The sequence below is a fragment of the Luteipulveratus halotolerans genome (genome assembly GCF_001247745.1).
GTDB lineage: Bacteria > Actinomycetota > Actinomycetes > Actinomycetales > Dermatophilaceae > Luteipulveratus > Luteipulveratus halotolerans.
The window spans coordinates 4,116,401-4,129,500 of the sequence record NZ_LAIR01000002.1 but is presented as its reverse complement, the minus strand read 5'-3'; the positions used below and the strand labels follow the sequence as shown (position 1 = coordinate 4,129,500).

The 13,100-nt window shown below is 71.1% G+C and carries 14 protein-coding genes; 3 read left to right on the top strand and 11 right to left on the bottom strand.

Translation table 11 applies throughout. The features are described from left to right. Positions 1 to 2: 2 nt before the first annotated feature. A complete protein-coding gene (locus VV01_RS20720; protein WP_050671554.1) occupies positions 3 to 452 on the top strand; it encodes an SRPBCC family protein in 450 nt (149 codons plus the stop codon). Positions 453 to 497: 45 nt separating this feature from the next. Here VV01_RS20720 and VV01_RS20715 read toward each other — a convergent pair whose 3' ends face one another. From VV01_RS20715 to VV01_RS20690, 6 genes are all read right to left on the bottom strand, one after another. After that, positions 498 to 1,094, bottom strand: coding sequence for an ATP-binding cassette domain-containing protein (locus tag VV01_RS20715; RefSeq protein ID WP_050671553.1), 597 nt, complete (start codon positions 1,092 to 1,094; stop codon positions 498 to 500). Further along, entirely contained in the window at positions 1,091 to 1,960 is an 870-nt protein-coding gene (locus VV01_RS20710) for an ABC transporter ATP-binding protein (protein WP_050671552.1), read from the bottom strand. The genes VV01_RS20715 and VV01_RS20710 overlap by 4 nt, the downstream gene beginning before the upstream one ends. Continuing rightward, entirely contained in the window at positions 1,957 to 4,653 is a 2,697-nt protein-coding gene (locus VV01_RS20705; protein ID WP_050671551.1) for a hypothetical protein, read from the bottom strand. Before VV01_RS20705 ends, VV01_RS20710 begins: the two co-directional genes overlap by 4 nt. Positions 4,654 to 4,793: 140 nt before the next feature. Further along, on the bottom strand, positions 4,794 to 5,621 hold the full coding sequence (locus VV01_RS20700) for a uracil-DNA glycosylase (RefSeq protein WP_050671550.1): 828 nt from the start codon (positions 5,619 to 5,621) through the stop codon (positions 4,794 to 4,796). After that, positions 5,618 to 6,223: a class I SAM-dependent methyltransferase gene (locus VV01_RS20695; protein WP_050671549.1), complete on the bottom strand. Its 606-nt coding sequence runs from the start codon at positions 6,221 to 6,223 to the stop codon at positions 5,618 to 5,620. Before VV01_RS20695 ends, VV01_RS20700 begins: the two co-directional genes overlap by 4 nt. 9 nt (positions 6,224 to 6,232) lie before the next feature. Beyond that, on the bottom strand, positions 6,233 to 8,155 hold the full coding sequence (locus tag VV01_RS20690) for a S9 family peptidase (RefSeq protein WP_050671548.1): 1,923 nt from the start codon (positions 8,153 to 8,155) through the stop codon (positions 6,233 to 6,235). Between the two features lie 64 nt (positions 8,156 to 8,219). Between VV01_RS20690 and VV01_RS20685 the strand changes: the two genes are divergently transcribed. Next, positions 8,220 to 9,020, top strand: coding sequence for a PIG-L family deacetylase (locus VV01_RS20685; protein WP_197275125.1), 801 nt, complete (start codon positions 8,220 to 8,222; stop codon positions 9,018 to 9,020). Positions 9,021 to 9,106: 86 nt separating this feature from the next. Here VV01_RS20685 and VV01_RS20680 read toward each other — a convergent pair whose 3' ends face one another. From VV01_RS20680 to VV01_RS20665, 5 genes are all read right to left on the bottom strand, one after another. Next, positions 9,107 to 9,658, bottom strand: coding sequence for a TetR family transcriptional regulator (locus VV01_RS20680; protein WP_050671546.1), 552 nt, complete (start codon positions 9,656 to 9,658; stop codon positions 9,107 to 9,109). Between the two features lie 52 nt (positions 9,659 to 9,710). Then, positions 9,711 to 10,697 (bottom strand): IS481 family transposase, encoded by a 987-nt coding sequence (locus VV01_RS20675; protein ID WP_050671545.1) that lies wholly within the window; start codon positions 10,695 to 10,697, stop codon positions 9,711 to 9,713. A 66-nt stretch (positions 10,698 to 10,763) separates the two neighbouring features. Further along, positions 10,764 to 10,955 carry a hypothetical protein gene (locus tag VV01_RS24835; protein ID WP_331456466.1) on the bottom strand — a complete coding sequence of 64 codons (192 nt, stop codon included), beginning with the start codon at positions 10,953 to 10,955 and terminating at the stop codon, positions 10,764 to 10,766. Beyond that, the gene (locus tag VV01_RS20670) at positions 10,946 to 11,659 is read right to left on the bottom strand and encodes an alpha/beta fold hydrolase (RefSeq protein ID WP_331456465.1); all 714 of its coding nucleotides are present in this window, start codon (positions 11,657 to 11,659) and stop codon (positions 10,946 to 10,948) included. The genes VV01_RS24835 and VV01_RS20670 overlap by 10 nt, the downstream gene beginning before the upstream one ends. Continuing rightward, a complete protein-coding gene (locus VV01_RS20665) occupies positions 11,656 to 12,357 on the bottom strand; it encodes a TetR/AcrR family transcriptional regulator (protein WP_050671544.1) in 702 nt (233 codons plus the stop codon). The genes VV01_RS20670 and VV01_RS20665 overlap by 4 nt, the downstream gene beginning before the upstream one ends. 98 nt (positions 12,358 to 12,455) lie before the next feature. Here VV01_RS20665 and VV01_RS20660 point away from each other — a divergent pair, with 98 nt between their 5' ends. After that, on the top strand, positions 12,456 to 13,067 hold the full coding sequence (locus tag VV01_RS20660; protein ID WP_050671543.1) for a DUF2867 domain-containing protein: 612 nt from the start codon (positions 12,456 to 12,458) through the stop codon (positions 13,065 to 13,067). Positions 13,068 to 13,100: the final 33 nt, after the last annotated feature.

The following is a 13,100-nucleotide window of genomic DNA, read 5'->3' as shown; positions in this document are numbered from 1 at the left end:
TCGTGGCGCACTTCCGGTTCGCGTCCTCGTACGACCTCGACGCGCCGGCCGGACGAGTGTTCGCAGCGCTGAGCCACCCCGATGAGTGGGACCGCTGGTGGCCGCAGATCCGCACGATCATCCGGTACGACGACGCCTCGGGTCTGGTGGTCATCCGCAGCGTGCTCCCGGTGACGTTGCGGGTGGTCATCAGCCGTGAGGTCGTCGACCCTGCCGGCGGTGAGCTGCGAGCCGGGTTGTCGGGCGACCTGACCGGCTGGGCGCGCTTCGTCGTACGACCCTTGCCGGTGGGTGCGCACGTCGCCTACGCGCAGGAGTGCACGGTCAGCAAGCGCGGGCTCAGTCGGGTCTCGGGCGCGCTGCGACCGGTGCTCGTCGCCAACCACGCGGTGATGATGCGCGCAGGGATGCGCGGCCTCGCGTCGTACGCCCACTCACCAGGCGAAATGTGACTTCACGAGTGCGCATAGCAGCCCTTGAAGTCACATTTCGCCTGGTCAGTCGAGGGTGAGGACGTCGTCGGCGACGCCGGCGAGCGAGTCGGGGTCGTTGGTGGTGACGACGACCGCGACGCCGTGGGCCGCCCGCTCGGCGAGCAGGTGCAGCATCTTGCGCCGGTTGCCGGCGTCGAGTGCGGTCGTCGGCTCGTCGGCGAACAGGTAGGCGCTCAGGTGGGCCAGACCACGGGCGATCGCGACGCGTTGCTGCTGACCGCCCGAGAGCTCCTCGACCAGGTGGCCCTGCGACTCGCCGAGCCCGACCGCCTCCAGCACCTCCTGCGCGTGCGCGGCCGCGGTCGGGCCCTCGATCCCAGCGGCTATCAACGGGACCGCGACGTTCTCGAGCGCGGTGAGCGCGAGGCTCAGGTGGTTGCCCTGCGGGATCCACACGGCCTCCCCACCGGCAGGTGCCCCGGCCACCGAACCGGCGTCCGGTCGGCGTTCGCCGGCGATGACACGCAGCAGCTCGGTCTTGGCGACGTCGGCCGACCCGACGATCGCGGTGAAGCGCCCCGGTCGGACCTGGAGCGTCACCGGGCGGTCGGTGAGCCTCCGGCCGTCGTCGAGCAGCTCGACGTCGTGCAGCTCGATCATGGGCGTCCCTCTCCGCGTCCGCTCCAGGGCTCGACGACCAGGCGCAGGTGCTGGCTGGAGTCGTCGCGCTGCACCCGCAGCAGCGTGCCGGGCGGCAGCTCATCCAGGACGTCGTCCGGCAGCGGCAGTGCACCGTCGGGCGAGACGACCGCCAGCTCGACACCGTCGTGGGCCTGTGCACCGACGCGACCGTCGCGGATCGTGACCGTACGGTCCATCGCCGCCGCGAGGACGGGGTCGTGCGTGACGGTGAGGATCGTCGTACCGAGGCTGTCGTTGAGCCGCCGGAGGGCCTCGATGACCTGGTGGGTGGCGTCGGCGGCGAGCGATGCGGTCGGCTCGTCCGCGAGGAGCAGCCCCGGCCCGGACGCCGCGCCGACGCACAGGGCGACCAGCTGCGCCTGAGCCTCGGTGAGCTCGGCCGGCTTGCGGTGGACGATGTCGTCGGGGACGCCGACCCACTCCAGCAGGTCGTCCGGGTCGGGGGCCGCACCCGTCACCGAACCCCACTGGGCCATGCGGATGTTGTCGAGCACCGAGAGATAGGGCAGCAGGTTGCGCTGCCCGCCCTGCAGCACCAGCGCGACGCGGTCGCCACGCCACCGGTCCATCTCGCCGTCAGCGAGCTGGTCGGTGCGTTCGTCGCCGATCGTGATCGTGCCGGCGGTCGGCCGTTCCAGGCCCGCGATGAGCGACAGCAGGGTCGACTTGCCGGCACCCGACGGACCGAGCAGGGCGAGCGTGCTGCCGGCGTCGATGCTCAGGTCGACACCGGACAGGGCCGCGACGTCGTGCCCGTCGGCGCGGTAGATGTGCACGAGCCGCGCGACGTGCACGGACAGCCCCACCCTCGTCGTGGTCGTCATGCGTTGCTCCGGTCTCGTCGCAGGAGTGCTGACGCCGCAGCGACCAGGGCCAGTCCGATGACCAGCGCGAGCAACGGGGTCAGCACCGGAGGCGTGTGGTCGGCGATGGCGTACGGCGGGTCGTCGGTGTACCAGGGCACGCTCGGCGCGGCGAGGCGCGCTCCCACCCAGCCGACCAGACCGCCCAGCACCATCGGCAGCACCGTCAGCCCGATCTCGAGGCGGCGGGCTCGACCGAGCACCCCGCGACCGACTCCGGCGCGCAGCAGGGCCGACTGGTCGCGACGGCGCGCGACCGACTGCGCCGACAGCACGGCCACCATCACCAGCATGGCGACCAGCACCGCACCGACCGCGACGACGAGGCCGAGCTGCAGGCCGTACGCCGACGCCGACCGGTCCAGCTGGTGCCGCTGGGTCTGCGTCCGCTCGACGGTGACCTCGGGGAAGCCGGCCTTGCGCAGCTCGGCCTCGGCGCGGCTGATGAGGGCCGGGCCCTTGCCGTCGGACCAGATCTCGACCGAGGCGCTGTCGCCGCGGGTCTCCTGGGCGAGCTGGGGCGTGATCGACGTGACGAACGCGTGCGGTCCGCCGCCGGGGATGACGGGTACGCGGGCGGCCGTGACGTAGTCGCGGTCCTCCCGCGCCAGGCTCGGACCGCTGAAGCTCGGCATCCCGTCGACGGGCGCCGACCACTGCGCGGACACCGTGGCCAGGCCCTGCGGCGGCGAGGTCCGCGGGAGCAGTGCCCAGGGGTCGGGCTGTCCGGCGTGGGAGGCGATCCGGCTCATCGCAGCCGGCTCTCCGGCGAGCATCACGGGCCCGTCGCTGCTGCCCGACCGAGCCCGTACGGCGGGGGCGAGGTGCTCGCGACCGCGGTCGAGCCGGTCGACGACCTCGAGGACGCCCCCGACGGGCGTCGCCCCGGAGATGTCCGTACCGACGACGCGCACAGGAGCTCCGCCCTGAGCCTCGGCCTCGACCTGGCGGTTGTGCCCGCCGAGCTGGATGGTGGCGGTGGTGAACGTGAGCAGCGCTCCGGCAGCGGTCATCGCCAGGATGAGGTTGCGGGTGGACGGTCGACGCGCGAGGTCGGCCAGCCCGAGCAGCCCGGCCAGGCGCCTGCGCCGCAGCAGCCGGGACGCGACGCGGTTGCCGACGGGCACAAGCAGGCCGCCGATCACGAGCCCGGCGGCAAGCGCCATCACGATGGGCGTCATCAGCACGGGCCCGCCGGTGAGCGTGCCCGTGGCGACCGTGATGAGCATGGCGACGGCGAGCGTGAGCAGCACGGCCTCGGCGGCCGACAGCGACCACCGGCTCTGGCGGGGTGGGACGCTGCGCAACAGCTCGCCCACCGGGCTGCGGACCAGCCGCCCGACCATGACGCGCAGCAGTACGGCGCACGCGACGGCGGCCAGCACGGCGGCACCGAGAGCGATCCAGCTCCAGCCGCCCCAGGCCGTCCCGCCCAGCCAGGTCGCGCGACCGAGGGCGTCGAGGGCGTACGCGAGCAGCAGCCCGAACGGGACGGCGAGCACGATCGGCGGCGCCAGCTCTCCGAGCAGGAGGCGTCGTGCACCGCGCCGACCGGGACTGCGCAGCCGAACCAGCGCGACCTCACTGCGACGCCCGGTGAGCAGCGCGCGCAGGACGATCCAGACGAGGACCACCTGCAGCAGGACGAGCTGGGCGAGCAGCAGCGGCGCGATCACCTGGATCTGGTCGACGTCGCCCTTGACTGCCTGGTCGATCGTCGAGACCTGCTCGGTGAGCTGGGTGTCGGGGCCGGTGCGCGGGATGACGCCGCGGCTCGTCGCGAGCGCGGAGCGTGCCTGGTCGAGCTTGTCGTAGCTGAGCGCCCCTTGGCTCAGCTGTCGCGCGACGGTCGTCTCGACGTTGATCCACCCGACCGTGCTCGGGCTCTCGTCGCCTGTGGGCAAGGGGTTGGCCGGGTCGGGGAACGGTGGGAGCTTGCCGGCGAACGTCGCCGCGCCCGTCAACCAGGTGTGCTGCTCGATCTCGCCGCCGCCCTGCGTCGCCTTCGTCCGGACCGTGCTGATGTCCAGGCCGCGCCAGTAGTCGTCGCCCTGCGGCTGGGCGAAGATGCCCGCGACCCGCAGCGTGCGGCGTACGGCCTGGAACTGAGCGTTGGTCTGGGTGACCTTGACCGTGCGGCCGACCTGCAGGCCGGTCTTGCGGGCGCTGTCGGCCGAGACCGCGATCTCGCCCCGCGCGGTGGGGCAGCGGCCCGCGGTCAGCCGGAGGTGGGCGCACTCGCCCTCGCGCGACAGCAGGGTGACCTCGCGCTGCGCCTCGGGCGGGTCGGGCGTCACGACCACCCGGAGCTGCGACACGACCGGACCCGCGAGGCCGTTCCACTGGTCACCGACGACTGGGGCGAGCCGCGCGGGCGGGACGAGCCCGTTGACGCCGACGGCTCGCGCCTCGATCGTGCGACCGAGTGACCCGAGGTCCTGGACCCGGTTGTCGACCATCGTCCGGGCGATGCTGACGGTCATCAGCGGCAGCAGCGCCGCGAACGCGACCAGACCGGCCACGACCGCCGTGAGCACGACCTGCTGGCGACGCCGTGCCGCGCCGGCGAGGCGTGCGTACGGGAAGCGACCGCGCGGTGGCGCTGCCGACGAGGTGACCGGCGCGACCTCGATGACGGACTCGCCCCGAGCCATCCGCTCCCCCTCGACGCTTCGGCTGCCTCTTGAGTGGCACTCGTTGCCATCACAGGACACACCGGCGGCAGAAGTCGCCCCCCGCCGTGGAACGTCCCCGATTCGTGACCTTGGCTCTGGGCTCAGCGCAGTCGGCGCAGTCAGCCGCGCAGTCGGCGCAGCACAGCGTCGAGCATGTCCTCGGTGAGTCGTCCGGTGAACGTGTTGTGCGGGCTCACGTGATAGCAGCCCAGCAGGCGCACCGGGCCGTACGCCGACCGCAGCTCGACCTCGACGCCGTGCCCGAACCTGGGCTTGGGTCGCGGCACCTCCCAGCGGACGCGCCTCGCCGCCGCGATCACGGCGTCCCAGCCGATGGCGCCGAGCGTCATGATCGCGTCTAGGTGGGGTTCGGCGAGCTGCAGATCGCGGTCGAGCCAGTGGCCGCAGGTCGTGCGCTCGGCGGGCGTCGGCTTGTTGGCGGGTGGCGCGCAGTGCACTGCCGGGACGATGCGTACGCCGGTGAGCGCGAGTCCGTCGCCCGCGTGCTCCGAGGTCGGCTGGTTGGCGAACCCCGTGCGGTGCAGGGCCGCATAGATCCAGTCGCCTGACCGGTCGCCGGTGAACATGCGGCCAGTTCGGTTGGTGCCGTTGGCTGCTGGCGCGAGGCCGACGATGAGTGCACGCGCATCGGGGTCGCCGAAGCCTGGGCCGGGCCTGCCCCAGTAGGGCTGGTCCTTGAACGCCGCCCGTCGTCCTTCGCGCGCGACCTCCTCACGCCACGCGACCAGGCGTGGGCACGCTCGACAGACCGAGACCCGGGCGTCGAGTGTGGCGACGTCGTCCGCTGAGGCCGCGAGCCGGCGTACGTCGTCGACGTCGCGCGCGACCGGCGTTGCGGCAGTACCGGGTTCGCCCGGCCAACCCGTACCGGGCGCGACGGGCGAGTCGAACAGGTCGCCCGTGATCGGATGCGGCTCACCGCTCATGACGCCTCCGGCCGTCGCCAGACGAGCAGGTGCCGACCAAGCAGCAGACGACGAGAACGCCCGCCGGGCAACGTTTTTCGTGCGATTGCGTCGAGCTCGGCATAGGTGTGAGGTGGCGGCCAGTGGATGGGCGCCGTGTGCTCCCACTTGCCCCAACGCCGGTTGGCCACGCCGCGCGCGGCGAGGGTCACGGCTTCGGCCGGAAGCCCTCGCAGGCCCGGTCGAGCGAAGCCGACGATCCCGAGCACTCCACCCGGACGCACGAGAGCCGCAAGGGTTTTCAGCGACTCGGCCGCATCGGGCAGGTGGTGGAACGTCGCGTTGGACAGGACCGCGTCGAACGTCGCATCGGCGTACGGCGGGGCGGTCGCGTCTCCCCGGACCCAGACCACCTCGGCATCGGCGAACCGCTCGCGGGCACGGTCGAGCACACCGGCGTCGCGGTCGAGCGCGACGACGCGAGGGACACGCGTCGCGAGCTGGGCGGCGAGGAAGCCGTCACCACACCCGACGTCGAGAACACGCTGCGCCCCGGGCGGGACGAGCGCGGCGAGACGGTCGTCGTAGTGGATGTTGACGTTCCACGGCTTCCCGTTGCGCATGGCAGACGCTCAGCCGTCGGACGGGGTGAGGTTGTCGATGGCCAGCACGGGGATGTCGTCCGCCGGCGTGAAGCCGAAAACCTGTGCGTAGTAGGACAGCTCGGCCTTCGCGGCGTCCTGGATGCTGTCGGCCCGACGGAACCCGTGCCCCTCTCCCTCGTACATGACCAGAGCGACCGGGCGACCCTTGGCGCGTACGGCGTCGGCGGTCGCGATCGCCTGGTTGGGTGGCACGACCTTGTCGTCAGCGCCCTGCAGCAGGAGCATCGCGCTGTCGATGCGCTCGACGAAGTGCACCGGCGAGCGATCACGGTAGGTCTGCTGCGCCTCGGGGTAGGGGCCGATCAGGCTGTCGGGATAGCGCGACTCGAACTTGTGGGTGTCGCGTGCGAGCGTTTCGAGGTCGCCGATGCCGTAGTGGCTCACGCCGGCACTGAACACGTCGGCGAACGTCAGCGCGGCCAACGTGGTGTAGCCCCCGGCGCTGCCGCCCGCGATCGCCAGCCGCGTCGAGTCGACGAGCCCGCGGTCGGCCATCGCCTGGGCGCCAGACGCACAGTCGCGGACATCAACGATGCCCCAATTGCCTTGCAGTCGTTGGCGATACGCACGGCCGTACGCCGTACTTCCGCCGTAGTTGACGTCGAGCACTGCGAATCCGCGACTGGTCCAGAACGCGAAGTAGACGCGCATGGCCGGCGTGACATGGCCGGTCGGCCCGCCGTGCGACTGCACGATCAGCGGCGGCAGCTCGTCGTCCGGACCGGCATGGTCGGGGTTGCGCGGCAGATAGAGGAAGCCGTGCACGTCGGCACCTTCGCTCCCCGGCCACGTCACGGGCTCTGCCCGAGGGAGATAGTCGCTGTCGAACGGCAGCTCGCGCGCAGCGCGCAAGGTCTCGACCGAGCCCGACGCCGGGTCGAGCCGGATGACGGCACCGGGCCGGTCGGCGTACGACGCGACGAGGACGACGTCGTCGCCGATCACGGCAGGACCCGTCGTGCTGGCCAGCCCGCCGACCTCGACCGGGCTGGTGCCGCCCGTCGCGAGGTCGAGAGTGACCAGGCGTGCGCTCGCGTCGTGCCACTCGCGCAGCAGCAGGCGGCCGTCGCCGAGCTCGCACCACTCAGGTGGACCGAGCTGCCAGGCCGGGTCGGCGCAGTCGCGGTCGACCTGATGGACGGGCTGCCGGTCGATCGTGAGGTTCCAGAAACCGGAGCGGTCGGACGCGTAGAGCAGGCGGCCGTCGGACAACCATCCGATGTCGCTGACGGAGACGCCGTCGCCCCCGTCGATGACCCGCGCCTGACCGGCGCCCGCGTCGCCGACCCACAGTGTCGTGCTGTCCCACGGCATGCTCGGGTGCTCCCAGGTGACCCACGCGAGCCGCTCACCGTCCGGCGACACCCGCGGTGCGGCGACGAAGTCATGGCCTGTGACAAGCACCTCGCCCTCGGACTCGCCGGTCAGAGGCACTGCGACGATCTCGTTGCGCGGCTCGCCGTCGTCGCGGTGGTCCTCGCGCACCGCGAGCACCCGGCGACGCGGGAGGTCCAGGTGCAGGGCGGCGTACCTCAGGAGGGGTCCGCCCACGTACGGTGTGATCACGCGCGGCTCGACACCGCTCTCGACGACACGGAGCCGACCGTCGGCCCGGTCGGAGAAGACGACGAGTCCGTCACGCACGTCGTACGCGCCGCCGCCGTACTCGTGGACCATGGTGCGCACGTCGAAGGGCGCGGGCGTGACGTCGACGGTGGAGCCGGCACGTCGACGTACGAGCACCGTGCGGCCCTGCTCCTCAGGTCGCCCCTCGAGCCAGTAGACGTCGTTGCCGTCGACACGGGTGCTCGACAGGTTGACGGTCGCAGCCGTGAGCTGCTGGACGGTGATCGGAGAGCTCCAGGAGCCGTACGGCGCAGTGGTGGGCACCTGTCGTTTGTACCCCACCCCTGCGCAGGAATGGAGGCGCGCGGTGTCGGTGGGCTCGGGCAGGATGGACGGAGTGACGACCATCGTCTTCTTCCACGCACACCCCGACGACGAGAGCTCCCAGACCTCCGGAGCGATGGCCCGTGCCGCCAAGGAGGGCCACCGTGTCGTGGTCGCCTACGGCACCCACGGCGATCACGGCGAGGTCCCCGACGACCTGGCGCCCGGAGAGACCCTGGTCGACCGCCGCCGCGCCGAGGCCGAGGCCTCCGCCCGCGCGATCGGCACCCAGCGGATCGCCTGGCTCGGCTACGCCGACTCCGGCATGACCGGCTGGGACCAGAACAACGACCCCGGCTGCTTCCACCAGGCGCCGCTCGACGAGGCGGCCCAGCGGCTCGCGGCGGTCCTCGACGAGGAGGACGCCGACATCCTGACCTGCTACGACTGGCACGGCGGCTACGGCCACCCCGACCACGTCAAGGTCCACCAGGTCGGTCACCGTGCCGCCGAGCTCGCGGCTCGCCGGCCGCGGCTGCTGGAGTCGACCATGAACCGTGACCGCATGCGCATGTGGTCCGAGGCGATGAAGGCCGACGGCGAGGAAGGCTTCGACCCCGACGGCCCGATGGACGACGGCAACCCGATGGGCACGCCCGAGGCCGAGATCCACTGGGAGGTCGACGTCTCCGACTTCCTCGACCAGCGCCGCGCGGCCATGCAGGCGCACGCCAGCCAGGTCACCGACATCGGCATGTTCATGGCGATGCCGCCCGAGGTGTTCGCGGCGGCGTTCGGCACCGAGTTCTACATCGAGCCGGGCCGGCCGGCCGGGCTGACGAAGGGCTGGTGGCTCGACTCCTGAGGCGACAGCCTCGCGTACGCCGGACGCGGGCCGGCGTACCCCGCGGTCGGCGGACGTACGAGGCGGCCGGCGTACGCCGCGGTCTCTCAGCCGATGAGCAGCCGCGTCGTCGCCGCGGCGACCTCCGGGTCGTCGCGGTGCCGGTCGACCATGAAGTGCTCGCCGATGTAGGACGTGAACATCAGCCGCGCCCGCGCGCGCACCTGGGCCGGGTCGTCGTACATCTCACCGAGCAGCTGCTCGAGGTAGGCCAGGCGTCGGTCGTCGACCTGCCGCAGCCGCGACGCGACCTGGCCGTCGCGTCGCGCCCAGTGCCGGATGGCGAGGTCGACGGTGATGTCCGTCGGCACGGCGCGGCGGGCCGACACGACGGCGAACAGGCGCACGAGCCGCTCGCGGGCGTCGCCGCCCTGCCGCTCGACGTCGGCGATGACGTCGTCGGAGACGCTGCTCTCCCAGGCGTCGAGCATCTCGTCCAGCAAGGCCTGCCGTCCGCCGAAGTAGCCGTAGAACCCGCCCTTGGTGACACCGATCGCCTGGGCGAGCGACTCGATGCGTACGGCGTCGGGCCCGCCGTCCGCGAGCGCGCGCAGCCCCTCCTCGACCCAGCGTTCGCGGGGCGTGCGGGGCAGTGCCATGCGCGGTCGTCCTGTCGGTCGTATTGATGTGTACGCCACCGTACATCCACTGCTAGCTGTACTGACCGGGGACGTTGATCAATCGTGAGAAGGGCGGCTGGTTGGCGCACGCGGTGTGCGGACGCACCTCGTTGTAGTGGTGGAGCCAGTCGGGCAGTGCGTCGCGGCGTTCGTGCTCGCTGGTGTAGCAGCGAGCGTAGGCCCACCCGTCGGCCATGGTCCGGTGGAAGCGCTCCACCTTCCCGTTCGTCTGGGGGCGGTACGGGCGGGTCCTCTTCGGCGTGATCGACAACGCCTGACAGGTGTCACGCCACAGATGGGACCGGTACGCGCCGCCGTTGTCCGACAAGATGCGTTCGATGGTGACGCCGCGCTCGGCGAACCAGCCGACAGCGCGGTGCAGGACGGCGACGGCGGTGATGGCGGTCTCGTCGTCGTGGACCTCGGAGTACGCGACACGCGAGTGGTCATCGATGACCGTGTGGACGAACGCGTACCCGAGCTTCGGGCCGCCGTACTGATTGCGTGGCTTGCCTGGGGTGGCGGCTCGGTTCTTCTCGCCCTGTTTGCGGCCGACGTAGCGCCACCCGCCCCCATCAGGGATGTTCCCGATCTTCTTCACGTCGACATGTACGAGGGATCCGGGGTGGGGGTGCTCGTACCGGCGGATCGGTTCGCCCGTGGCCCGGTCGACGTAAGACAGCCGGTTCAGGCGTGCCGTCGTGAGGATTCGATGCACCGTCGAAGGGGCGATGCCGAGTCGGGCTGCCAGCTGAACTGGCCCTTCCCTCAATCGCATTCGCAGGCTGACGCACCGCTTCGTCACCGTCTTCGGGGTCTCGTTCGGCGACGTCTTCGGGCGCGACGTGCGGTCGTACATGGACTCGCCGACGAGGTAGCGGTCGACCCACCGCTTCACGGTCGGCCAGGAGACCTGGAAACGGGCGGCGACCTCGCTGATCGGCCACCCGTCCTCGACGACGAGTTTGGCGACCTTCAGGCGATGGCGGGGAGTGAGGGCGGCGTTTTGGTGAGACATCGGTGTCCTTGGATGCGCTGAGGGGCTCATCCGGCGCGGATGAGCCCCTCAGCGGGTTGGCGGTGGTCAGTGCTGGTCGTCGGCCCGGTGCGCGAGGGCCTGGACGAATTCGGCGATCTCCTGGGGGTTCTGTTCGGCCATGAAGTGGCCGCTCGTGGTCGCCTGGTAGGTGAAGTCGGGCGCCCAGGCGCGCCACAGCGCGGAGGCGTCGAAGCCGAGCTGAGAGCCCCAGTCCTGGGAGATGGCGGCTACCGGCATGGACAGCTGGACGCCTCGCTCGCGGTCGGCAGCGTCCATGTCGAGGTCGATTCCCGCGGTCGCTCGGTAGTCGGCCACGATCGAGTCCGTGGACGCGATCGATGCCTGGACGTAGTAGTCCCGCTCGGAAGGCGTGAACGTATTCCCAGCGGGTCCCAGGCGTCGAGGAACGAGGAGTAGAACTCGTGGGCGACTGCAGCGATCATCTTCTCGGGCATCCCAGCGGGCTGGGCCATGAGGTACAGGTGCCAGGCCACCTTGGCGTTCACGCCCTGCAGAACCGACCAGGTGTCGAGGGTGGGCAGAACGTCGAGGATGCCGAGGAAGGCGATGGACTCGGGGTGATCGAGGCCAGCGCGGACGGCGACGAGCGCGCCGCGGTCGTGGCCGACGAGGCCGAAGCTGTCGAATCCGAGCTCGCGGACGACAGTGATGATGTCGTTGCCCATGGTGCGCTTGGAATACGTGTTGACGTCCTGGGCGGCCGGCTTGTCACTGTCCCCGTAGCCGCGCAGGTCCGGGACGATCACCGTGTACTGCTGGGCGAGCAGTCGGGCGACGTGACGCCACATGTAGTGCGTCTGCGGGAACCCGTGAAGCAGAACCACGGCCGGGCCCTCGCCCCCAACGGCGACGTTGAGGTGGACGCCGTCGGCGCCTGCGATGCGGCGGTAGGTGAAATCGTCGATGGTGAAGCTGGTCATGAGAACTCCTGGGACGTTTCGGCAGCGGGGATGCTGGCGAGTTGGGTGGTGGGATGGCCGGAGAAGATCGCGGCAGGCAGCCCGGAGTAACGGTGCGAGACCGTTAGGGCAGGGATCACCAGCGCATCGATGAGGGCTTGCAGGTATTCGTCGGTCACGGCGAGCCCGTTGGCCCGCCGAAGAAGCAGCACCGAGCCGACGATCTCCTCGTACGCGAAGGCGTTGGTCCCGGCAGGTAGCTCCCCGCGTGCGACGGCGGCATCGATCACATGCTGTGGCAACCGGGCGCCAGTCGGACCCGTTGCTTCCTCGATGGCGTCGCACAGGTCGGGATCTTCCAGGCCGGCCTGCAACAGCATGAACGCGGTCCCGGTGTCTGCCGAGCGCATGGTCTCGGCGAGCCGCCGCACGAGCGCGAGGAGATCGTCGCGCAGGCATGCCCCCACGGGAATCGGTGTCGATGCCTGCCGGGCGGGGCCATCCTTCACCGCGGCCAGCACCATGTCCCGCTTCGAGGGCCAGCGCCGGTACAGCGATGCCTTGGAGGTCTGGCATCGGCGGGCAACGGACTCGAACGTGACTGCCTCGAACCCCTGCTCACCCAGAACCTCGAGTACGGCAGCAGTGATCCGACGGTCGAGGTCCGGGTCGCGCGGGCGGCCCCGCACAGGCGCGGTTTCATTATTTCGATACGGCACGGTCCGTATCGTATACAGTCACCGCCGCTCGATCAACGTCCCCGGTCAGTACAGCTAGCCTCGATCTGTACGCATCCGTACAGATCGGGAGACGAGCCATGCGACTGCCCACCACCGAGCACATCCGCCGACCGTGGCGGATCCACGAGATCGCGCCGGACTTCGAGGTCGAGGACGTGTGGGCGCTGCCGACGCCGGGCGGCCCGGACGACCTGCCGCGCCTGATCGCCCAGATCACCTCCGGCGGCGACTGGCCCGACAATGCGCCGCTGCCGGTGCGATTCGTGTGGGAGGCACGCTGGAAGATCGGCACGGTGCTGCGGCTCGACCGGAAGCGCGACGAGGTCGGCAGCCGCGTGGCGTCGCTGCGCGACCGGCTGCCCGCAGACCTGGCCGTGGTGCCGCGCGGGCCGGACTTCCCGACGCTGCCGTTCACGCCTGTGTACGAGCTGCCCGACGAGTGGGCGGCCGAGATGGCCAACCGCACGGTGCACACGATCATGCACATCGGCTGGGTCGCCGACGCCGACGCCGATGGCGGTCACCGCGGTCAGATGGCCGTCCTGGTCAAGCCCAACGGACGGTTCGGCGCGGCGTACATGCAGCTGATCAAGCCGTTCCGTTACTGGCTGGTCTACCCGGCCCTCATGAAAGTGATCGGCCGCGGGTGGGCAGCCGGTCGGGCGGCCAGTGCCGAAGCCCTCGCGTGAGAGGGCCCTCCCGCGACCGTCAATGTCGTTGAC

Bases quoted from the DNA above. Each gene is read 5' to 3' on its own strand.
- VV01_RS20670 (WP_331456465.1), bottom strand. From the start codon at position 11,659: ATGACCAGCTTCACCATCGACGATTTCACCTACCGCCGCATCGCAGGC.
- VV01_RS20685 (WP_197275125.1), top strand. From the start codon at position 8,220: ATGGACGGAGTGACGACCATCGTCTTCTTCCACGCACACCCCGACGAC.
- VV01_RS20675 (WP_050671545.1), bottom strand. From the start codon at position 10,697: ATGTCTCACCAAAACGCCGCCCTCACTCCCCGCCATCGCCTGAAGGTC.
- VV01_RS20680 (WP_050671546.1), bottom strand. From the start codon at position 9,658: ATGGCACTGCCCCGCACGCCCCGCGAACGCTGGGTCGAGGAGGGGCTG.
- VV01_RS20695 (WP_050671549.1), bottom strand. From the start codon at position 6,223: ATGCGCAACGGGAAGCCGTGGAACGTCAACATCCACTACGACGACCGT.
- VV01_RS20660 (WP_050671543.1), top strand. From the start codon at position 12,456: ATGCGACTGCCCACCACCGAGCACATCCGCCGACCGTGGCGGATCCAC.
- VV01_RS20700 (WP_050671550.1), bottom strand. From the start codon at position 5,621: ATGAGCGGTGAGCCGCATCCGATCACGGGCGACCTGTTCGACTCGCCC.
- VV01_RS20705 (WP_050671551.1), bottom strand. From the start codon at position 4,653: ATGGCTCGGGGCGAGTCCGTCATCGAGGTCGCGCCGGTCACCTCGTCG.
- VV01_RS20710 (WP_050671552.1), bottom strand. From the start codon at position 1,960: ATGACGACCACGACGAGGGTGGGGCTGTCCGTGCACGTCGCGCGGCTC.
- VV01_RS20715 (WP_050671553.1), bottom strand. From the start codon at position 1,094: ATGATCGAGCTGCACGACGTCGAGCTGCTCGACGACGGCCGGAGGCTC.
- VV01_RS24835 (WP_331456466.1), bottom strand. From the start codon at position 10,955: ATGCCGGTAGCCGCCATCTCCCAGGACTGGGGCTCTCAGCTCGGCTTC.